The organism is Streptomyces sp. NPDC005878 (assembly GCF_040629815.1).
Lineage (GTDB): Bacteria > Actinomycetota > Actinomycetes > Streptomycetales > Streptomycetaceae > Streptomyces.
Window position 1 is genome coordinate 179,240 of the sequence record NZ_JBEXWK010000007.1, and the last position, 20,965, is coordinate 200,204.

16 protein-coding genes are annotated in these 20,965 nt (G+C 73.8%); 10 read left to right on the top strand and 6 right to left on the bottom strand.

Annotation, left to right across the window (positions count from 1 at the left end; all coding sequences use genetic code 11):
- The 3 genes from ABZ404_RS14430 to ABZ404_RS14440 all read left to right on the top strand — a co-directional run bounded on the left by ABZ404_RS14430 (nucleotide 1) and on the right by ABZ404_RS14440 (nucleotide 5,948).
- Nucleotides 1-1,635, top strand: a complete 1,635-nt coding sequence (locus ABZ404_RS14430) for a carboxylesterase family protein (protein ID WP_358834898.1) — start codon at nucleotides 1-3, stop codon at nucleotides 1,633-1,635.
- 100 nt (nucleotides 1,636-1,735) lie between these two features.
- Nucleotides 1,736-4,564 carry a DEAD/DEAH box helicase gene (locus ABZ404_RS14435; protein ID WP_358990436.1) on the top strand — a complete coding sequence of 943 codons (2,829 nt, stop codon included), beginning with the start codon at nucleotides 1,736-1,738 and terminating at the stop codon, nucleotides 4,562-4,564.
- Nucleotides 4,565-4,712: 148 nt separating this feature from the next.
- Nucleotides 4,713-5,948, top strand: a complete 1,236-nt coding sequence (locus tag ABZ404_RS14440; protein ID WP_358835908.1) for an SWIM zinc finger family protein — start codon at nucleotides 4,713-4,715, stop codon at nucleotides 5,946-5,948.
- 23 nt (nucleotides 5,949-5,971) lie between these two features.
- Here ABZ404_RS14440 and ABZ404_RS14445 read toward each other — a convergent pair whose 3' ends face one another.
- The 3 genes from ABZ404_RS14445 to ABZ404_RS14455 all read right to left on the bottom strand — a co-directional run bounded on the left by ABZ404_RS14445 (nucleotide 5,972) and on the right by ABZ404_RS14455 (nucleotide 10,237).
- Nucleotides 5,972-8,050, bottom strand: coding sequence for a TerD family protein (locus ABZ404_RS14445; RefSeq protein ID WP_358835917.1), 2,079 nt, complete (start codon nucleotides 8,048-8,050; stop codon nucleotides 5,972-5,974).
- A gap of 237 nt (nucleotides 8,051-8,287) precedes the next feature.
- Nucleotides 8,288-8,938, bottom strand: a complete 651-nt coding sequence (locus tag ABZ404_RS14450; RefSeq protein WP_358835918.1) for a DUF2293 domain-containing protein — start codon at nucleotides 8,936-8,938, stop codon at nucleotides 8,288-8,290.
- Nucleotides 8,939-9,025: 87 nt separating this feature from the next.
- Complete coding sequence (locus ABZ404_RS14455; RefSeq protein ID WP_358835909.1) at nucleotides 9,026-10,237, bottom strand: pyridoxal phosphate-dependent aminotransferase; 1,212 nt, start codon at nucleotides 10,235-10,237, stop codon at nucleotides 9,026-9,028.
- A 129-nt stretch (nucleotides 10,238-10,366) separates the two neighbouring features.
- On the opposite strand from ABZ404_RS14455, the gene ABZ404_RS14460 reads away from it, so the two are divergent.
- Both ABZ404_RS14460 and ABZ404_RS14465 read left to right on the top strand, forming a co-directional pair.
- Nucleotides 10,367-11,026, top strand: a complete 660-nt coding sequence (locus ABZ404_RS14460; protein ID WP_358835910.1) for a helix-turn-helix domain-containing protein — start codon at nucleotides 10,367-10,369, stop codon at nucleotides 11,024-11,026.
- Between the two features lie 58 nt (nucleotides 11,027-11,084).
- Nucleotides 11,085-11,726 (top strand): uridine kinase, encoded by a 642-nt coding sequence (locus ABZ404_RS14465; RefSeq protein WP_358835911.1) that lies wholly within the window; start codon nucleotides 11,085-11,087, stop codon nucleotides 11,724-11,726.
- A gap of 22 nt (nucleotides 11,727-11,748) precedes the next feature.
- On the opposite strand, the gene ABZ404_RS14470 is transcribed toward ABZ404_RS14465, so the two are convergent.
- Together ABZ404_RS14470 and ABZ404_RS14475 are read right to left on the bottom strand one after the other, a co-directional pair.
- Nucleotides 11,749-12,684 carry a PfkB family carbohydrate kinase gene (locus ABZ404_RS14470; protein WP_358835912.1) on the bottom strand — a complete coding sequence of 312 codons (936 nt, stop codon included), beginning with the start codon at nucleotides 12,682-12,684 and terminating at the stop codon, nucleotides 11,749-11,751.
- Nucleotides 12,681-13,586 carry a pseudouridine-5'-phosphate glycosidase gene (locus ABZ404_RS14475; protein ID WP_358835913.1) on the bottom strand — a complete coding sequence of 302 codons (906 nt, stop codon included), beginning with the start codon at nucleotides 13,584-13,586 and terminating at the stop codon, nucleotides 12,681-12,683. Before ABZ404_RS14475 ends, ABZ404_RS14470 begins: the two co-directional genes overlap by 4 nt.
- Before the next feature lie 198 nt (nucleotides 13,587-13,784).
- Between ABZ404_RS14475 and ABZ404_RS14480 the strand changes: the two genes are divergently transcribed.
- Nucleotides 13,785-14,174 (top strand): cupin domain-containing protein, encoded by a 390-nt coding sequence (locus ABZ404_RS14480; RefSeq protein ID WP_358835914.1) that lies wholly within the window; start codon nucleotides 13,785-13,787, stop codon nucleotides 14,172-14,174.
- 43 nt (nucleotides 14,175-14,217) lie between these two features.
- Here the strand turns inward: ABZ404_RS14480 and ABZ404_RS14485 are convergent, their stop codons facing one another.
- Nucleotides 14,218-14,796, bottom strand: coding sequence for a methylated-DNA--[protein]-cysteine S-methyltransferase (locus ABZ404_RS14485; RefSeq protein WP_358835915.1), 579 nt, complete (start codon nucleotides 14,794-14,796; stop codon nucleotides 14,218-14,220).
- 290 nt (nucleotides 14,797-15,086) lie between these two features.
- Here ABZ404_RS14485 and ABZ404_RS14490 point away from each other — a divergent pair, with 290 nt between their 5' ends.
- The 4 genes from ABZ404_RS14490 (at nucleotide 15,087) to ABZ404_RS14505 (ending at nucleotide 20,905) form a co-directional block, all read left to right on the top strand.
- Nucleotides 15,087-15,947 (top strand): MHYT domain-containing protein, encoded by an 861-nt coding sequence (locus ABZ404_RS14490; RefSeq protein WP_358837258.1) that lies wholly within the window; start codon nucleotides 15,087-15,089, stop codon nucleotides 15,945-15,947.
- A gap of 84 nt (nucleotides 15,948-16,031) precedes the next feature.
- Complete coding sequence (gene uvrB, locus ABZ404_RS14495) at nucleotides 16,032-18,164, top strand: excinuclease ABC subunit UvrB (RefSeq protein ID WP_358837259.1); 2,133 nt, start codon at nucleotides 16,032-16,034, stop codon at nucleotides 18,162-18,164.
- 118 nt (nucleotides 18,165-18,282) lie between these two features.
- Nucleotides 18,283-18,861 carry a TerD family protein gene (locus ABZ404_RS14500; protein ID WP_101387801.1) on the top strand — a complete coding sequence of 193 codons (579 nt, stop codon included), beginning with the start codon at nucleotides 18,283-18,285 and terminating at the stop codon, nucleotides 18,859-18,861.
- A 121-nt stretch (nucleotides 18,862-18,982) separates the two neighbouring features.
- Nucleotides 18,983-20,905 (top strand): TerD family protein, encoded by a 1,923-nt coding sequence (locus ABZ404_RS14505; RefSeq protein ID WP_358990439.1) that lies wholly within the window; start codon nucleotides 18,983-18,985, stop codon nucleotides 20,903-20,905.
- Nucleotides 20,906-20,965 lie beyond the last annotated feature (60 nt).

Below are 20,965 nucleotides of genomic sequence, written 5' to 3' on the forward strand. Positions count from 1 at the left end.
ATGGAACCGATCAAGCCGGTGGGACCGATCAGGCCGGTGGAACCGATCAAGCCGGCCGAGGCCGGGGCGCCCAACCCGGCCGAGCCCATGGCACCGACCGGGCCCGAGGGACCCACCGGGTCCGTGGCGCCGCGCAAACCGGCCGAGCCGTCCGCCACGCGCGTGTGCGCGACGCGACAGGGCCTGGTGCGCGGCCGGGCCGTGAGCGAGGCGGTGACGGCCTTCCTGGGCATTCCCTACGCGGCCCCGCCCTTCGGCCCGCTGCGGTTTCGCGCACCGGCTCCGGCCGCTTCCTGGGAGGGCGTACGGGACGCCTTCGAGCACGGCCCCTCGGCGCCCAGGGCCCCGTACGCCCCGCCCATGGACGCCCTGATCCCGGACGCCGACGGCGGCCAGGGCGAGGACTGCCTCAACCTCAGCGTCTGGACCCCGCACCCCGGCCCCGGCGGCGGTCTGCCGGTGATGGTCTGGCTGCACGGCGGCGCGTTCTCCAACGGATCCGGCGTGGGCCCCGCGTACGACGGCACCGCCTTCGCGCGCGACGGCGTGGTCTGCGTCAACGTCAACTACCGCCTCGGAACGGACGGCTTCCTGCGGCTGCCGGGCCGTCCGGACAACCGGGGGCTGCTCGACCAGATCGCCGCCCTGGAGTGGGTGCGCGACAACATCGAGGGCTTCGGCGGCGACCCGGACCGCGTGACCGTGTTCGGCGAGTCGGCGGGCGCGATGAGCATCGGCGTCCTGCTCGCGCTGCCCCGCGCGCGTGGACTGTTCCGCCGGGCGATCCTCCAGAGCGGCGCCGCCCACCACTTCCTGCGGCCCGCCACGGCCGACCTGATCACCGCACATTTCGCGGCCGAGCTGGGCATCGAGGCGACCGGGACGGCGCTGACCGAGGCGTTCACCCGCGTGCCCTTCGCGCGGCTGCTGCCCGCCCAGGCCGGACTGCGGGCCGCGGTGGGCGCCCGCCCGGACCCGCGGCTGTGGGGCGAGGCGGTGCTCAACATGATGCCCTTCGAGCCCGTCCTGGACGCCCTGCCGCTGCCATCCGCCGACTGCGGGGTGGACCTGCTCGTCGGCAGCAACCGGGAGGAGTACCGCCTCTTCCTGGTTCCCACCGAGCGGCTGCGCCTGCTGGGCGAAGGGAAGCTGCGCGGCACGGCCGAGGCGTACGGCCTCGACCCCGACAAGGCACTGCCCGTCTACGCCGGAGGCCGTCCCGGCGCGGCGCCCGGCGAGCTCTTCGACGCGATGGCGACCGACTGGTTCTACCGGATCCCGGCGATCCGCGTCGCCGAGTCCGTCCCCGGTACACGGGTGTACGAGTTCGCCTGGCGCTCGCCGCGGTATGACGGGGAGCTCGGCGCGTGCCACGGCGCCGAACTCGGTTTCGTCTTCGACAACCTGCGCGACCCCGTGTACGCCCCGATGCTCGGCGACCGGCCGCCGCAGGATCTCGCGGACGCGATGCACGGCGCGTGGGCCGCCTTCGCGGCGACCGGCGACCCGGGCTGGGACGCCTACGACCGCACGACCCGTACGACGATGGTCTTCGGCGGCTCGCCCCGCACCCCGACCGAGCTGGTCCGGGACCCGCGTCCGGCGGAACGTGCCTTGTGGGAGGGGGTGCGCTGAGGCGCGGTGCCCGATTGTCAGACCCCGCCCGTAAGGTCGTAGAGCAGTCGCGGACGACGCGCTGATCCACGGCCCTGCGCACGAGGGGAGGTGACCTGACATGACGCGATCCGAGCGGACGCCGCCGCCCACGGCGCGGCCCGGTGTGTCCGCGGCGGCGGTGTTCCTGCCCGCGGGACTGCCCCGTGAGGGCAAGGTCGCCTTCTGGGACCCCGCGGGCGGCCCGCTGCCCGGCGAGGAGGGCGGCGTGGGGGAGGTCGCCGAGCTGACCGTGGTGCGGCGCCACGGCGGCGGCGCCGCACGGCGTGTCGTCATGGCCCGTCTGCTGCCCGTCACCGAGGCGCTCCCCCTGCTCGTCCGGGCCCGGCACCACCCCGCCGCTCACCCCGCGGCCGCCTGCTGGGGCGCCGCCGCGCTGCACGCCCTGCACCTGGTCGCGCGCGGCAGGCTGCTGCCCGGCCTGACCGGCACCGACCATGACGCCTGGCGGGCCGGCCCCCTGGACGCCGACGACATCGCCCAGCTCCGCGCCATCGCCGCCGCCATGCCGTACGAGGCCTACGGAGTGCCGGTGCCCGGCCGGGGCCCGCTGCGGCTGCCCGACCCCGAGGCGCTGGTGCGCGCGTTCCTGGACGCGGTGGCGGACGGCCTGCCGCGCACCCCGGCCGCCGCCCACGCGGTGGGCCCGGCGTTCGCGGCGGCCGCGCCCCAGCACCTGCCCGGCGCGCGCGTCTGGGCGGCCGAGGCGGCGGCGGGCATGGACGCGGGCGTGCGGGTCTCCCTGCGCCTGGACCTGTCCGGGTACGGGCTGTTCGACAGCGGCGACGAGGAGGACGCCCGGCGCGCGGGCTCCGCGATCGTCCAGGTCCACAGCCTCGCCGACCCCACCCTGGTCGTCGACGCGGCCGAGCTGTGGGAGGGGCAGCGGCCCGAGGCGTTCGGACCGCGCGCGCGGATCGACGCCCTCCTCGCGCTGCGCCGGGCCGCGCGGGTGTGGCCGCCGCTGGGGCTGCTCCTGGAGCGGCCGGTGCCGGACGTGCTGGCGCTCACCGAGAGCGAGCTGTACGACCTGCTCGGCTCCGCCGCGACCCGCCTGGACGCGGCGGGCGTCGCCGTGCACTGGCCGCGTGAGCTGGCCCGCACCCTGAGCGCCACCGCTGTCGTCCGCCCCGCGCCGGGTTCGGCAACGGACGGCACGGCGTTCTTCGACGCGGGGGAGCTGCTCGCGTTCAACTGGGAGCTGGCGCTCGGCGGCGAGCCGCTCAGCCAGTCCGAGATGGACACGCTCGCCGAGGCCCACCGCCCGATCGTGCGGCTGCGCGGCCAGTGGGTGGTGGCCGACCCCGAGCTCGTGCGCAGGGCGCGCAAGCGCGACCTGGGGCTGCTCGACCCGGTGGACGCGCTGTCCGTCGCGCTCACCGGCACCGCCGAGGTCGACGGCGAGACGGTGGAGGCGGTGCCGACCGGCGCGCTGGCCGTGCTGCGCGACCGCCTCACCCAGGGTCCGCGGGCCGCGGTCCAGCCCCCCGGCCTGGACGCCACCCTCCGCGACTACCAGCTGCGCGGCCTCGCCTGGCTGGACCTGATGACCTCGCTCGGCCTCGGCGGCTGCCTCGCGGACGACATGGGCCTGGGCAAGACGATCACCGTGATCGCGCTCCATCTGCGGCGCGCGCGTCCCGAGCCGACCCTGGTGGTCTGCCCGGCCTCGCTGCTCGGCAACTGGCAACGGGAGATCGCCCGGTTCGCCCCGGGCGTCCCCGTGCGGCGCTTCCACGGCAGCGACCGGAGCCTCGCGGACACGGAGGGCGGCTTCGTCCTCACCACGTACGGCACGATGCGCGGCAGCGCACCCCAACTGGCCGCGCACATCTGGGGAATGGTCGTCGCGGACGAGGCGCAGCACGTCAAGAACCCGTTCTCGGCGACGGCGAAGGCCCTGCGCACCATTCCGGCGCCCGCGCGGATCGCCCTCACCGGCACACCGGTCGAGAACAACCTCTCCGAGCTGTGGGCCCTGCTCGACTGGACGACTCCCGGGCTGCTGGGCCCGCTGAAGTCGTTCCGCGCCCGCCACGCGCGCGCGGTGGAGAACGGCGAGGACGCGCAGGCGGCCGAGCGGCTGGCCCGGCTGGTCCGCCCCTTCCTCCTGCGAAGGAAGAAGTCCGACCCGGGCATCGTGCCCGAGCTGCCGCCCAAGACGGAGACCGACCACCCCGTCCCGCTCACCCGCGAACAGGCCTCGCTCTACGAGGCGGTCGTCCGGGAGGCCATGGCCGGGGTCGAGGCCGCCGAGGGCATCGCCCGCCGAGCCCTCATCATGAAGCTGCTGACGGCCCTCAAGCAGATCTGCAACCACCCCGCGCAGTACCTGAAGGAGACGGCGCCCCGGCTGCACGCCCGCTCCGGCAAGCTCACCCTCCTCGACGAGCTGCTCGACACGATCCTCGCCGAGGACGGCTCGGTCCTGGTCTTCACCCAGTACGTGTCGATGGCCCGGCTGCTCTCCGCGCACCTCACCGCGCGCGGAGTCCCCTCCCAGCTCCTGCACGGCGGGACGCCGGTGGCGGAGCGGGACCGGCTGGTGGACGCGTTCCAGTCCGGCGAGGTCCCCGTCTTCATCCTCTCCCTGAAGGCGGCCGGCACCGGCCTCAACCTCACCCGCGCGGGCCATGTCGTCCACTACGACCGCTGGTGGAACCCGGCCGTGGAGGAGCAGGCCACCGACCGCGCCTACCGCATCGGCCAGACCCAGCCGGTGCAGGTCCACCGTCTGATCGCCGAGGGCACCGTGGAGGACCGCATCGCCGAGATGCTCGCCGCGAAACGCGCGCTGGCGGACGCGGTCCTGGGCTCGGGCGAGAGCGCCCTGACCGAGCTCACCGACCGCGAGCTGGCGGACCTCATCTCCTTGCGGAGGAGCGCGTGAACGGATACCCGCGCCCCGAGCGGCCCGCGCCCACGGCAGGCGCCCCCGCGCGCACGACGGGCGGCGCCCCCGCGCGCCCGCACGGCCATCCGGCAGGCGGGCACCCGGCGCCCGGCTCCGACCACCCCGCCCCCGGAAGGAGGCCCGTATGAGCCCGCTCCCGGCGACCCGGTACGACGACCGCCGCCGCACGTTCCCGGCCCTGGGTGCCCGGTCGGAGCGGACCGGCACCTGGTGGGGCGGGGCCTGGATCGAGGCGTTGGAGAGCCTCGCTCTCGACCCGGCCCGGCTGGCCCGCGGCCGCAGGTACGCGGAGGCGGGCCATGTGGACGCGATCACCGTCACGCCCGGCCGCATCACCGCGTACGTGCACGGCTCCCGCCCCCGCCCGTACCGTACGGAACTGCGCCTGCGCACCCTGCCCGACCGGGCGTGGGAGGACTTCCTCGACACGGCCGCGCGGAACCCCTCCCACATCGCGGCGCTGCTCGACAAGGACCTGCCGCACGCCCTCGCCGACCAGGTCGACCTGCTGCCCGCCTCCGGCGACCTGGTCCCGGACTGCTCCTGCCCCGACGACGGCTATCCGTGCAAGCACGCGGCGGCGCTCTGCTACCAGACGGCCCGGCTCCTCGACGAGGACCCGTTCGTCCTGCTGCTGATGCGCGGCCGGGGCGAGCAGGAGACGCTCGCCGCGCTGGCCCGCCGCAACACCGCCCTGTCGGCCGTGGAGCGGCGGACGCCCGCGCCCGAACTGCCCACCGTCGCCGCCCGGGAGGCGGTCCGGTCCGGCACCCGGCCCGAGCTGCCGCCCCCCTTCCCGCCCCCGGAGCGCGCGGGTCATCCGCCGGCCTTCCCCACCCTCCAGGGCGCCCCCGACCCGCTCGCGCTCGACCTGCTGGCGACGGAGGCGGCGGCCCGGGCGCACGCCCTGCTGACCACCGGCGAGGACCCGATCGCGCGCCTGTCGACCTGGCAGGACGCGGTCCGCCTTGCGGCGGCGCACCCCGGCTCCGGCGTGACCTCCACGACCCGGGCGCTGTACGCGGCGCTGTCCCGGGCCACCGGCCGCACACCGACCGACCTGGCCCGCGCGGTGGCCGCCTGGCGCCAGGGCGGACCGGCGGCGCTCGCCGTCCTGGAAGCCCCCTGGGACCCACCGGCGGGCCCGTTCGACCGCGCCCGCCCCGCCCTGACGGCCGCCGGCCACCCCGGCTTCCGCCCCTGGCGCAACCACCTCTCCACCGCCGCCACCCAGCTCCGCTACGGCCGCGACGGCCTCTGGTACGTGTACGAGTCCGACCCGGGGAGGGAGGACTGGTGGCCCCGGGGGATACCGGCGACGGACCCGGTGGCGGTGCTGGAAGCCCGGTCGGACCGTTGAACCATCGCCGAGGGAAGGGGAGGTCAGGCGGTGGCTTCCAGCATCGGCGCGGACTTGGGGCGCCGGGGGGCCCGCTGGTCCAGCCTGGCCACGACCGTGGTGTGGAAGCGGTCGACCGCCGCGTCCACACTGCGGATGAAGCCGCTCTCGGAGTTGCCGCGGGTATTGCCGACGCTCTTGGAGAGTGACAGCCGGAATCCGGTGATGCGCTCCGGTCCCTTCGCGAGCAGGTCTCCCGGCTCCAGCCGGAGCTTCTCCAAGGTTCCGCGCGGCCCGGCCACTTCGCCCTCCAGCAGTGTCTGTACATGGAGGTCCGCCGGCGCTTCGCTGAGCTGCTTCATCAGCCGCTTCACCCAGGAGAGCGGGTAGCCCTGCTCGGGGGCGGCCACCTCGATGGAGGTCCGCAGCCTGCCCATGCGCAGGTCGGCACTGATGGCGAGAATGCCGGGTACGCCGTCGATCCGGATCTCGGCGTCCAGCTTTCCGTCCACGCAGAACCGGTCCGCCACCTCGATGCGCCGCGCCCGCGGGTCGGTTCCGCGCTTGGCACGCTGGACCGGTACGACCTTGGCGCCGAGTTCCCCGCCGATGCGGAGGCAGACCTGGCGTACCAGCCGCTCCCAGCTCTCCACGACCTGCACCGTCCGGGGGTCGCCCGGCGACAGGGTCTCCTCGTCGATCCCGTTGCGCACCGGGACCCAGGCCGGGCCCATGTTCTGGAAGCCGTGGCAACCGGAGTTCTCGTGCTGGAGGTAGTGGAGGAGTTCCTGCAACAGCCAGGCGTGCGACTCCTGGCGCACGCCTTCGTGGCGGAGCAGCATCTGCGCCTGCTGGGTCACCTCGGCCCAGGAGAGGTGCCACAGCGTGACCTTGTGCTTGCGCCGTCCGTCGACCTTCACGTCGACGAGAGGGCTTCCTTCGAGGGCCACGTCGTTCGAGAGCGTGATGACGGCCTCGTAACCGCGGCGTGAGGCGATGTCCATGTAGTCCTGGATCTGCTCGGGCTTGAGCGCGTTGCCGTTCGTCTTCGTCTCCACGAGAGCGGTCCACAGTTTCCCGGCCCGCTCCACACGGAGGATCCCGTCAGGGCGCTTCGGGCTCTCGCCGTGGGGAAGCGAAACCTCGGTGAAGGTCTCCATGCGTCCGGCGGGCGCGCCGAAGGCGGCGGTGAGCCGACGCCCGAACTCGGGGACCTGGGCCATCACCGACAACAGGATGGATGTCGCCCGCACTTCGCGCTCACGGTCGCTCTTGAGCGAGGAGGCGGGGAAGAGACGGGCTGTCCGCCAGCTGTCGTTCTCCGCCAGGGAGGGCTTCACCGTCCGGGGGAGGGTGACCTTCTGCTTGGCCGTACGCACCCGGCGCGCCGGGGCAGGGGCTGTCGGCTCCGGTCCCCGGGGCGCCGGGATGGGAAGGGGTGCGGCGACGGGCTCCGCGACGGCCGCTGTCCCGGCCACGACCGGCCGCCCGCCGAGCGAGGGGGCGGCCGGACCGTGCTCCTCGGCGTCCCGTGCGCCGACATCCTGGGCTTCGACCGCACTGACGGTCCCGTCGTCCGGGTCGTCGTCCTCGTCGACCTCGATGCCGTAGTCGGTGGCCAGCCCCGCCAGACCGGTCTCGTAGCCCTGGCCGACGGCCCGGAACTTCCACTCGTCGTTGCGCCGGTAGATCTCACCGAAGACGAAGGCGCTCTCCACGGTCGCGTCGTCGATGGAGAATCCCAGGACGTCGTCGCCCGAGCCGTCCTTGAGGGTGAGCCGAATGCCCTCCAACTCGCCGAAAGGGGCTCGTCGGTGCCGGCTCGCGGCGATGACGGCGCGGTCCACGTCGGCGGGGAGCGGCGTGAGATCCAGCCGGATGCGGTCCTCGGTGCCGTTCTCGGTGGGAGTCGATCCCAGGAGCTGCACACTGCCGTCGGCGGCGGTGGGGTTGTTGTAGAAGTAGAAGTCGCCGCTGCCGCGGACCTTCCCGTCGGCGCCGAGCAGGAGTACGGAGACATCGGCGTCGCCTTCGCCGCTGGGACTGCTCCAGCTCAGACTCACCATCACCGAGTCGGCGTGCTCGCTGAGCGAGGACAGGCTGACGTTGGAACCCTTGGCCATTTCGTGCACGCGAGATCCCCCCACGGGACGCGAGGGCGGTACGGGCAGAGCCGAACTGCCCTCTCTTTCACGGGATGTTGCGGCTCTCTCCCCAAGAGCCGGAAGTGCAGCTTACTGATCCGGAAGCCGCAGACCACGTCATATGAGGAAAGACGTCACACCGTCATCCATGGGGCCCGGACCTGCCGGACGGGTCGTCGGTGAGAAGCGCGCCGCTCGACGGACCGCCTCCAAGCGCTACGCCCGCCCCGCGGCCCACCCCTCCAGCACCCCCGCGACCCGTGCCGCCACCCGCGCCCGGGCCCGGTTGCGCGGGACCCTGGACATCAGGAGTTCGTCGTAGGGCGTGTCCAGGTGGCGTACGGAGGCGCGGACCGCCGCCGTCACCGCCTCCTCGTCCAGGGCGCGGCCCGCCGCGGTGCGGCCGACCCGGCCGCTGCCGCGCACCGAGGTGTGGACCGCGATGTCATGGGCCCGCTCGGGTGGGCAGCCGGGGAACAGGCGCAGGATCTCGGCCTCCAGTGCCGCGGTGAGGCGGACGTCCTCGGCGGCGCGTCGGAGCGCGTCGCGGGCGCGGCGGCGTGCGCGGGCCTCCGCGTCGGCCAGGCAGCGCTCCTCGGCGGCGGCGAGCGCCGCCTCCTCGACGAGTACGCCCTGGCGCTCGTAGCGGCGCCGGCGGCGGTGGTAGCGGACCACGACGGCCGAGAGCGTGCCCTCCTCGCGGGCGCGGCGCGTCAGGGCCGTGTCGCCGCGCGGCAGGAACACGAGGTGCCCGAGGTCGGCGCAGTCCAGGCAGCGCGGGGCGCCCGTGTCCAGGACCAGCCGGGGGAGCGGGCCCCGGTCGCAGTCGGCGCAGCGGTGCCGCCTTCGGGGTTCTATGACGAGAATGGGCCGCCTCCCTCGCGCGCCCCCCGGCTCCCCTCTCCTCGATCCCTCAATGAGCGCCCGGCCAAACCGTGCCGGGCACGGCGGTGCTCACTGGCGGTATCCGCTGAGGAAGCGCCCGATCCGGCTGATGGCCGCGTCCAGGTCGTCGGCGTGCGGCAGGGTCAGGATCCGGAAGTGGTCCGGGCGCGGCCAGTTGAAGCCCGTCCCCTGCACCACCTGGATCTTCTCCCGCAGCAGCAGGTCAAGGACGAACTTCTCGTCGTCTTCGATCGGGTGAACCTTGGGGTCGATCCGGGGGAACGCGTACAGGGCGCCCTTCGGTTTCACACAGGACACGCCGGGGATCTCGTTCAGCTTCTCCCAGGCCCGGTCGCGCTGCTCGTGCAGCCGCCCGCCCGGCGCGGTCAGTTCCTTGATGGACTGACGGCCGCCGAGCGCGGCCTGGATGGCGTACTGGGCGGGCGCGTTGGGGCACAGCCGCATGGAGGCGAGCATGGTCAGCCCCTCCAGGTAGTTCCTGGCGTGCTGCTGCGGACCGCTGACGACCAGCCAGCCGGAGCGGAACCCCGCGACACGGTACGTCTTGGACAGCCCGCTGAAGGTGAGGACGACCAGGTCGGGAGCGAGGGCCGCGGCACAGTGGGCGACGGCGTCGTCGTAGACGATCTGGTCGTAGATCTCGTCGGCGAACACCATCAGCTGGTGGCGGCGGGCCAGGTCGAGGATGCCCTCGATGACCTCCTTGGGATACACCGCGCCCGTGGGGTTGTTGGGGTTGATGATGACGACGGCCCGGGTGCGGTCGGTGATCTTCGACGCCATGTCGTCGAGGTCGGGGTACCAGTCGGCGGACTCGTCGCAGAGGTAGTGGACGGCCCTGCCGCCCGCGAGCTTCGTGACGGCCGTCCAGAGCGGGAAGTCCGGAGCGGGGATGAGGACTTCGTCCCCGTCCTCCAGGAGCGCCTGCACGGCCATGGAGACCAGTTCGGAGACGCCGTTGCCGAGGAAGACGTCGTCGACGGAGACGTCCGGCAGGCCCATCGCCTGGTAGCGCTGGGCGACGGCGCGGCGGGCCGAGAGGATGCCGCGCGAGTCCGTGTAGCCGTGCGCCCGCGGCAGCATCCGGATCATGTCCTGGAGGATCTCCTCCGGTGCCTCGAAGCCGAAGAGCGCCGGGTTGCCGGTGTTGAGGCGCAGCACGCTGTGGCCCGCCTCCTCCAGCGCGTTGGCGTGCTCGATGACCGGGCCGCGGATCTCGTAACAGACCTCGCTCAGCTTGCTCGACTGCCGGAACTCCATGCCGTGGCCCTCCCGGGGTGCCCAGATTTCTCTGGCGTGACTCGCCTGTCCTGCGTCACTCGAATTGCGTCACTTGGTTTTACCAAGTGGGAGCTTGGAAAGTCCAACATGTTGTCTAGACTGCGTCGTATGCCACGTCAGCCACGCCGTCGAAGCTACGACCAGTACTGCGCCGCCGCCCGCGCCCTCGACGCGGTCGGGGACCGGTGGACGCTGCTGATCGTCCGGGAACTCCTCGCGGGACCGCGTCGTTATACGGATCTGCACGCGGATCTCCCCGGCGTCTCCACGGACGTGCTGGCCTCCCGCCTCAAGGACATGGAGCGCGAGGAGCTGGCGACCCGCCGCAAGCTGCCCCCGCCGGCGGCCGCGACGGTGTACGAACTGACCGCGCGCGGACGCGCGTTGCTGCCCGTGCTGACCGCGCTGGCCGCCTGGGGCGCGCCGGACCTCGCCGAGCGCCGGCCCACGGACGCCGTGCGGGCGCACTGGTTCGCGATCCCGCTGATCCCGCTGCTGCGCCGCCTCCCGCACGGCCCGGCGGTCCTCGACGTACGCCTGGACGAGGGCGAGTTCCACGTCCGGACCGATGGGGGCGAGGGAGACGGCGCCGGCGGTCCGGTGTACGGGGAGGGGCCGGCGCCGGACGCCGACGCCCGGCTCGTCCTGGACGCCGACACCTGCCGTGCGCTCGCCGAGGGGACGCTGACGGTCGAGGAGGGCGTCAAGGACGGACGGATCGAGGTGACGGGCGAGGGGCCCGTCGCCGCGGCACTGCGGGGCGCGTGAGCGCGGCCGCCCTCCGGGCGGCCGCCGCGTGCGCCGGAGCGGACCGCATCATGGAGGCGTGCGACTCGAAGCGATCACCTGGGAACGGCTGACCGAGGCCCTGGCGGAACGGACCGTGGACGCGCTCTCCGAGGGCGGCGGCCCCTGGCTGCGCGTCGGCGTCGACGGCGCGCCCGCGGCCCGGCCCGGCGAGCTGGCGCAGTCGCTGGCCGAGGCGCTGCGCGTACGGGGGCGTTCGGTGCTCGTCCTGTCCACCGAGGGATTCCTGCGGCCCGCCTCGCTGCGTTTCGAGTACGGCCGCGAGGACCCGGACACGTACGCCGACGGCTGGTTCGACACGGCGGCCCTGTGGCGGGAGGTGTTCGACCCGCTGGAGGCTCAGGGCAGCGGCCGGGTGTTGCCCGACCTGTGGGACCCGGTGACCGACCGGGCGACGCGCAGCGGCTATCAGGTCCTGCCCAAGGGGGGCGTGCTGGTGGCGCACGGGCCGCTGCTCCTGGGGCGCTGGTTCCCCTTCGACCTCACCGTCCACGTCCGTCTCTCGCCGGGCGCGCTGCGGCGGCGCACGCCGGAGCGGGACCGGTGGACGCTCCCCGCGTTCGAGCGGTACGAGGAGGAGGTGCGGCCGGCCGAGAGCGCCGATGTCGTCGTGCGCGCCGACGACCCGAGGCACCCGGCGTGGGACGGCGGCGACCGCTAGCGGATCAGTCGCGTAGGGGCGGTCAGTCGCGCAGAGGCGGCCGGCCGCCCACCACCGTCACCGCCCGCGCGCCCGCCCGGCAGCCGGCCCCGGCAGCCTCGACCGGACCCGCGCCCGCCAGGAGGGCGGCGAGGAAGCCGCCCGTGAAGGCGTCACCCGCGCCCGTGGAGTCCACGGCGGCCGTGTCCGGCGCCGGAGCGGCCACCCGGGCGACCACCTCGCCGCCCACCGCCACCAGCGCCCCCGCCGCCCCGAGCGTCACCGCGACCAGCGGGAACCTGCGGCTCAACGCGGCCGCCGCGCCTTCCGGCCCGGCGACGCCGCTGAGCAGCCGCGCCTCGTCGGCGTTGGGCAGCAGCGCCTCCACGCCCTCGGCCGCCGCCAGGAACCGCTCGGTGCCCAGCTCGGCCAGGAACCCCGCCGACGCCGGGTCCAGGCTCACCGGAATCCCGGCCTCCACCGCGGAACGGCACGCCGTGAGGGCCAGTGCGCGGCTCGCGTCGGCGAAGAACAGATAGCCCGAGAGGTGCAGCCGGCCGACGCCGTCGAGGAAGGCCGGGTCCCAGTCGGCGGGGGATATGCGCAGCACGGCGCCGCTGTCGGTGAGGAAGGTGCGCTCGGCGGTCGCGGTGTCGACCAGCGAGACCACGGTGGCGGTCGGCGCCCCCGGATCCGCGACCAGCAGCGGCCGTACGCCCGCCTGCCGCAGCAGCCGCTCGTGCCAGGCCAGCGCGTCGCTCCCGACCCGGCCCAGGACCCGCACGTCCGCACAGCCCGAACGGGCCGCCCAGCAGGCCGCGTTGGCCCCGGCGCCGCCCGGGACCGTGCGGATCTCGGCCGCCGTGTCCGTGGCCGGAGCCAGTGGCCCCCGGTGCCGGGCGACGACGTCGGTCACCACGTCCCCGACGACCAGGAGGCCCCGGGCCGGGGCGGCCGGCCCGGACGGCGCGTCCCTCACAGCGCCGCCGCGATGGCCGCCGCCAGCCGTACGTTGCCGCGCACGGCCGCCACGTTCGCCTCCAGCGACGCCCCGCCGGTGTGCCGCACCAGATGGTCGAGCAGGAACGGGGTGACGGCCTGGCCCGTGACGCCCTGCTCGCGGCAGGCGGCCAGGGCCTCGCCCAGCACGCGGTCGTGCAGCTCCGGATCGAGCTGCTCGGCCTCCGGGACCGGATTGGCCACGATCAGCGCCGAGTCGGGGCCGATGGCCTCATGGGACCGCAGGACGTCGGCGACCTCCTGCGGGGTGTGCACCGTCCAGTCGACCGGCTCGCCGGAGTCGGCCAGATAGAAGCCCGGGAAGCGGTCCGTGCCGTAGCCGACCACCCCGATCCCCAGGGTCTCCAGCCGCTGGAGCGTCGCGGGCACGTCGAGGATCGACTTCACCCCCGCGCAGACCACCGCGACCGGTGTACGGGCCAGGAGCTGGAGGTCCGCCGACTCGTCCTGGGTCTCGGTCCAGCCGCGGTGGACACCGCCGAGCCCGCCGGTGGCGAAGACGCGGATGTCCGCCCAGTGCGCCAGATAGGCCGTCGCGGAGACGGTGGTGGCCCCGCTCGCGCCCGTGGCCAGTGCCATCGGCAGATCGCGGTGGCCCAGCTTGCGCAGACCGCCGCCCGCGACCCGCTCCAACTGGTCCTTGTCCAGGCCGACATGGGGCCGCCCGTCGAGCACCGCGACCGTGGCGGGGACGCCGCCCCGCTCCCGTACCAGCTCCTCCAGCTCCGTCGCCACCCGCAGATTGCGCGGGCGCGGCAGTCCGTGCGCGATGATCGTGGACTCCAGAGCGACCACGGGACGCCCCTGGGCCAGGGCTTCCCGCACCTCGGCGGACACCTTGAGTACGTCGTCGTAGGACATGCCCCCATCCCTGGCGCGCCCGCGCACCGCGTAAACGTCCCCGGGGCGATCACCTGTGCGAGGCGCGCGGAGGCGGCGGCCGCGAGGGCCTACGGGGCCCGCCCCCGCGACCCACTCACCCGGAGTCTGCTCCCGGCGGGCCGTTCCGGCCAGAGGCGGCGTCGGGGACTCCGCGGCGGCTGGCTAGATTGGCGCGCCATGACGACCCATGACCCCCTCGCGACCCCTTCCGCCGACGCCCTCGCACCGGCCTCCTTCGTGGTCCACATCCCGGACGCCGAGCTGGAGCCCGAGCCGCTGGACCCCGCCCAGATCGTCTCCGGCACCCCGGAGGTCACCGGCAAGGTGCTCTGGGAGTCGGCCGACGGCACGCAGGTGCGCGGCATCTGGCAGATCACCCCAGGCGTGGTGACAGACACCGAGGCCAACGAGCTCTTCGTGGTGGTCAGCGGGCGGGCGACCGTCGAGGTGGCGGGCGGCGACACGCTGGAACTCGGGCCCGGCGACGCGTGCGTGCTGCGCGAGGGCGACCGGACGACCTGGACCGTCCACGAGACGCTGCGCAAGGCGTACCACATCAGCCTCTGACCCCCGGGGGGCCAGCGCCGGCCGGGGGCTCGCCCCGGAGCGCTCAGAACAGCGGCTGCGGCAGCACCCCTTCCAGGGCGAGCAGCCGCCGCTTGGTCTCCAGGCCGCCGCCGAACCCGCCCAGCCCGCCGTCGCTCTCCACCACCCGGTGGCAGGGCACCACCACGGGCAGCGGATTGGACCCCATCGCGGCGCCCACCGCCTGCGCCGCCCGGGGCTGGCCGACCCGGTCGGCGAGGTCGCCGTACCCCACCACCGTCCCGTACGGAACGGTCGCCTCCAGCTCGCGGAGCACCTGGCGGTTGAAGCCGGAGGACAGCGACCAGTCCAACGGCAGCGCGAAGGCCCGCAGGTCTCCCGCGAAGTACGCCCGGAGCTGCCGTATGGGCTCGGCGAGCGGGCCCGGCCGGTCGGGGCGGGCCGGGGACGGTGCGGCCCCCAGCCGGGCCGCCAGGGCCCGCAGAGCCCGGTCCCTGACCGCGTCCTCCGCGTGGAAGACCACGCTCACCAGCCCCTGGTCGGTCGCGGCCAGGAGCAGGGGGCCGATGTCGCTGCCCACGACCGCCCACTCCACCCGCCCGGTCCCCCGCGGGGGCCCCTCCAACCGCTCGTCGCTGTCCATGCCGTCACCGTACGGCCCGCCACTGACAACGCCCTCCGGTGACCGGACGGACCGGCCCCGGGCGCCGGTCCGTCCGGTCACCGGAGGGCCGTGGGCCGTCCATCGGACGGGTCCGTTCGCGACCGGGAAACCACGGAGAATGAGCCCCTCGGGTTCAAGGTGTCGACAAATTGGCGCGAAAATGTTTGCCTGGCGCTCGGCGCGCCTTAATGTCGCCCCGAAACCAGGGCCTCCGCGACAGCAGTGGGCCTCTTCAGTCGGTAGTCGGTACGGGGTGAAGGGCACACGATATGCACGGGACGGTCGACGGCTTCACCTACGGCCTCGTCACGCCGGTAGTGGCGTTTCTCATGGCCTGTCTGGGCGGCGCGCTCGGGCTGCGCTGCACGGCCAGGTCCCTACGGGCCGACCGGCCCTTCAGGGCGCTCTGGCTGGCACTCGGGGCCACCTCCATAGGCTCCGGCATATGGACCATGCACTTCATCGCGATGATGGGCTTCTCGGTCCGCCAGGAGGTGCTCGGCTACGACCGGCCGATCACGTTCGCCAGTCTCGGCCTCGCCGTCGTCATGGTCGGCATCGGCATCTTCATCGTCGGCTACCGGGGCGCCACCCCCATGGCGCTGGTCACCGGCGGGACCATCACCGGGCTCGGGGTGGCGTCGATGCACTACCTCGGGATGGCCGGAATTCGCCTGCACGGTGAGTTCGCGTACAACACCCTCACCGTCAGCCTCTCCGTGGTGATCGCGGTCGTCGCCGCCACCGCCGCGCTGTGGGCGGCCGTCTCGGTCCGGGGCTTCCTCGCCAGCCTGGGCGCCAGCGTCGTCATGGGTCTGGCCGTGAGCGGTATGCACTACACGGGCATGGCCGCGCTCAGCGTCCATCTGCACGAGGGCGCGGGCACCGCCACGGGGGAGTCCCCGGCCACCGTGCTGGCGCCGATGCTGATCGGTCCCGTGGCCTTCCTGGTGCTCGCCGGCGTCGTCGTGATGTTCGACCCCCTCGTGGTGATGGGCAGGCCCGAGTGGGAGAAGCGGCCGCCCCGCCCCGCGCCCGTCCCCCGCCACCTGCCGTCCTTCCCCGAGCGCACCCAGTGGGCCGCCCCGCACCGGCCCGGCGAGGGCTCCTCGTCCCCGCACGACTGGTGAACCGGGGCCGCGGGCACCCCGCCCGCGCCCCCGCCGACGGGCCGATCCCGCCCGACTGTCAGTGGGGGGTCGTACGGTGGTTGCATGCGGCCCGTTTCCAAGATCGAACGTACGGTGGCGCCTTTCGAGGTCGTCAGCCCCTACCAGCCCAGCGGCGACCAGCCGGCGGCCATCGCCGAGCTGGAGCGGCGCATCCGCGCAGGTGAGAAGGATGTCGTCCTGCTCGGCGCGACCGGCACCGGAAAGTCGGCGACGACTGCCTGGATGATCGAGAAGCTCCAGCGCCCCACGCTGGTCATGGCGCCGAACAAGACGCTGGCGGCCCAGCTGGCGAACGAGTTCCGCGAGCTCCTGCCCAACAACGCCGTCGAGTACTTCGTCTCGTACTACGACTACTACCAGCCCGAGGCGTACGTCCCGCAGTCGGACACGTACATCGAGAAGGACTCCTCGATCAACGAGGAGGTCGAGCGGCTGCGCCACTCGGCCACCAACTCGCTGCTGACCCGCCGCGACGTGATCGTGGTGGCCTCCGTCTCGTGCATCTACGGCCTGGGCACGCCGCAGGAGTACGTGGACCGGATGGTGCAGCTGAAGGTCGGCGAGGAGATCGACCGCGACCAGCTGCTGCGCCGCTTCGTCGACATCCAGTACACACGCAACGACGTCGCCTTCGCGCGCGGCACGTTCCGGGTGCGCGGCGACACCATCGAGATCTTCCCGGTCTACGAGGAGCTGGCCGTCCGCATCGAGATGTTCGGCGACGAGATCGAGGCGCTGTCCACCCTCCACCCGCTGACCGGCGAGATCATCAGCGAGGACCGGGAGCTGTACGTCTTCCCCGCCAGCCACTACGTGGCGGGACCCGAGCGCATGGAGAAGGCGGTCACCGGCATCGAGCAGGAGCTGGAGCAGCGCCTGGCCGAGCTGGAGAAGCAGGGCAAGCTCCTGGAGGCCCAGCGGCTGCGGATGCGCACCACGTACGACATCGAGATGCTGCGCCAGATCGGCAGCTGCTCGGGCGTCGAGAACTACTCGATGCACTTCGACGGCCGCGAGCCCGGCACCGCGCCCAACACCCTGCTCGACTACTTCCCGGACGACTTCCTGCTCGTCCTCGACGAGTCGCACGTGACCGTCCCCCAGATCGGCGCGATGTACGAGGGCGACGCCTCCCGCAAGCGCACCCTGGTCGACCACGGCTTCCGGCTTCCCTCCGCGATGGACAACCGGCCGCTGAAGTGGGAGGAGTTCCTGGGCCGCGTCGGCCAGACCGTCTACCTCTCCGCGACCCCCGGCAAGTACGAGCTGTCGCGCGGCGACGGCTTCGTGGAGCAGATCATCCGCCCCACCGGCCTGGTCGACCCCGAGGTCGTGGTCAAGCCCACCGAGGGCCAGATCGACGACCTGGTGTACGAGATCCGCAAGCGCACCGAGAAGGACGAGCGCGTCCTGGTCACCACCCTCACCAAGAAGATGGCCGAGGACCTCACCGACTACTTCCTGGAGATGGGCATCCAGGTGCGGTACCTGCACAGCGACGTCGACACCCTGCGCCGGGTGGAGCTGCTGCGCGAACTGCGGGCGGGCGAGTACGACGTGCTGGTCGGCATCAACCTCCTCCGGGAGGGCCTGGACCTGCCCGAGGTGTCGCTGGTCGCCATCCTCGACGCCGACAAGGAGGGCTTCCTGCGCTCGGGCACGTCGTTGATCCAGACCATCGGCCGCGCGGCGCGCAACGTCTCCGGCCAGGTCCACATGTACGCCGACAAGATCACCCCGGCGATGGAGAAGGCCATCGAGGAGACCAACCGCCGCCGGGAGAAGCAGGTCGCGTACAACAAGGAGCGCGGCATCGACCCGCAGCCGCTGCGGAAGAAGATCAACGACATCGTCGCGACCATCGCGCGCGAGGAGGTCGACACCGAGCAGTTGCTCGGCTCCGGCTACCGCAAGGCCAAGGACGGCAAGAGCGCCAAGGCGCCGGTGCCCGCGCTCGGCGCCAAGGCGGCCAAGGCGAAGGCCAAGGCGGGCAAGGGCGGCGCGGTCCTCACCGACCGCCCCGCGGCCGAACTCGCCGAGCAGATCGAGGAGATGACCGAGCGGATGCGCGCCGCCGCCGCCGAGCTCCAGTTCGAGATCGCCGCACGGTTGCGCGACGAAGTCGGGGAGCTGAAAAAGGAGTTGCGCCAGATGCGGGAGGCGGGTCAGGCCTGACCGTCCAGGCCCCGGTGTGTTGCAAGACCGACACAAATCCGCCCCGCGCGGTGGCGCACATCGCGCCACTGCGTAGGGTCGGGGCCGAGAACGTAGGAATGCGGAGAGGGGACAGCGCGTGACGGTCAATCTGACCAAGGGCCAGGCCATCAGCCTGGAGAAGCAGGGTGGCGGCACCCTGACCGCGGTGCGGATGGGGCTCGGCTGGCAGGCGGCGCCGCGCCGCGGCCTGTTCGGCTCGCGCACCCGGGAGATCGACCTGGACGCGTCGGCGGTGCTCTTCGCCGACAAGCAGCCGGTGGACGTGGTGTTCTTCCGCCACCTCGTCAGCGACGACGGCTCGGTGCGCCACACCGGCGACAACCTGGTGGGCGGCGCGGGCCAGGGCGGCGACGACGAGTCGATCCTCGTCGACCTCCAGCGGGTCCCGGTCCACATCGACCAGATCGTCTTCACGGTGAACTCCTTCACCGGCCAGACGTTCCAGGAAGTGCAGAACGCGTTCTGCCGCATCGTCGACGAGACCAACGGCCAGGAGCTGGCGCGCTACACGCTGGACGGCGGCGGCCAGTACACCGCGCAGATCATGGCGAAGGTGCACCGCGCGGGCGCCGGCTGGCAGATGACCGCCATCGGCAACCCGTCCAACGGCCGCACCTTCCAGGACCTGATGCCGGCGATCCTGCCGCACCTGTAGACGCGGCTCCCGCAGGCACCACCGGCCCACCACGGCCGCAACCGCAGCTCCCGGAGGCAAGGCCGCCGGGAGCTGCCCCGCACCACCGTGCACCACCGGCACTCGACGAGGGGACGAAGCGATGACGGCCGAGCTGGTACGGGGGCAGAACCACCCCCTGCCCCGGACCCGACTGGAGATCCGGGTGTCGGCCGGCACACCGATCGTCGCCGGAGCCACCCTGGGCGACGAGCACGGCACCGTGCGCGGGACCGAGTGGGTGGCCCACCCCGGCACGCCCACCCTGCCGGGCCTGGAGGTCTCCCGGCAGGCCGCCGCCGACCACCGCCTCGCCGTGGACCTGGAGGCGCTGCCGCAGGGCGTGCACCGGGTGAGCGTGCTGCTGGCGCTGCCGCCCGGGGCGGGCCCGAGCCGCTTCGCGGCCGTCGCCGCGCCCTTCGTGGCCGTCACCGGCCTCGACGGCACCGAGGTCGCCACCTACACGATCACCGGTCTGGACGCGGAGTCGGCGGTGGTCGCCCTGGAGCTCTACCGGCGCGCCGGCGTCTGGAAGGTCCGCGCGATCGGCCAGGGCTACGCGGGCGGCCTCGCCGACATGCTCGTCGACCAGGGCCTGCCGCAGGCCCGCGAACTCGCCGCCGTCGTCCTGGACGCGGTCGCCCTGGGCGCCTCCCGCTCGGTCGCCGCGCCCCCGCCCCGTACGGCCGACGAGGGACGGGTGCGCACCGGTGGCGCCTCCGGCGCGCGCGGGAGCGACGAGGTCCCCGCAGGCGCCGCGCCCTCGTCCGAGGCGCCCCAGCAGCCCCTGACGGACAGCGGGCCGGTCGACTACGCCCACCCGCGCCGCAAGAACACCGCGCCCCCGCCGCCGCCTCCCACCGCGCCCCCCGCGGCGCCCGGTGAGCCCGCGCCCCCGGTGGCGGGCGACGCCACCGGCTGGTCCATGGAGGAGCGGCTCTACAACCAGGTGTGGGGCATGTTCGAGGACCTGGCCCGGACCACCGCCGCGTACCGCAGCGCCGTCGACTTCGCGGACTCGCGGATGGAGCAGGAGCTCGACCGGGCCCTGGCCGATCCGCGCAGCCGGATCGGTTCCACCGGCGACCTGGCCCGCCAGGAGGCCGCGACCCGCCGCGAGCAGCTCGTCGACCGCGCGCGCGAGGCGTTCGACCGGGACGTGGCCCACCTGACCGCCGAGTCCGAGGTCGTCGAGCCCGCCCTGCCGGCTGCCTACGCGCGCTGGGACAACCCCGTCTGGCACGCCTACCGGGTGCCGATGGAGATCCCGATGGCCCTGCGCGTCGGCGACCTGCGCCTGCCGGAGCGGCCGGAGCTGCGCATCCCGATGCTGGTGCGGCTGCCGCTGGAGCGCGGGCTGTGGATCGACTCCGGCCGCTCCGGCTCCGAGGCCGCCGCCTTCATGGACGCCGAGCAGGTCAGGCGTCTCGCCGGGGAGACGGCGGTGGCGCTGGCGGCCCGCCTCCTCGCGGTGTACCCGGCGCACGAGTTCGCGGTGCACGTCGTGGACCCGGCCGGGACGGCGGCCGGGGCGTTGGCGCCCCTGACGCGCGCGGGGGTGCTCGCCGCGCCGCCCGCGGCCGGGGCCCAGGGGGTTGCGGACGTACTCGCCCGGCTCACCCAGCGCGTCGACCTGCTCCAGATGGCCGCCCGGGGCGGCGCCGGGGCGGACGCGCTGCCGCCCGGCACGGACACCGCCGAACAGCTCCTGGTCGTCAACGACTTCCCGCACGGCTTCGACGACCGCGCGGTCAACCAGCTGCGCTACCTCGCCGACGAGGGCCCCTCGGTCGGCGTCCATCTGCTGATGGTGGCCGACCGCGAGGACGCCGAGGCGTACGGACCGGTGCTCCAGCCCCTGTGGCGTTCGCTGCTGCGGCTCACGCCGGTGCCGGAGGACCACCTGGCGGACCCCTGGGTGGGCCATGCCTGGACGTACGAGCCGCCGCTGGTGCCGGCCGGCAGCGCGATCCTGGAGCAGGTGCTCGGCCAGGTCGCGGACGCGAGGCGCGCCTGGCCGCGCTGACGTCCTCCCCTCCTGCTCAGCGGCTCGCACGACAGCCGTCTTGGTTCTTCTTTACCCTTC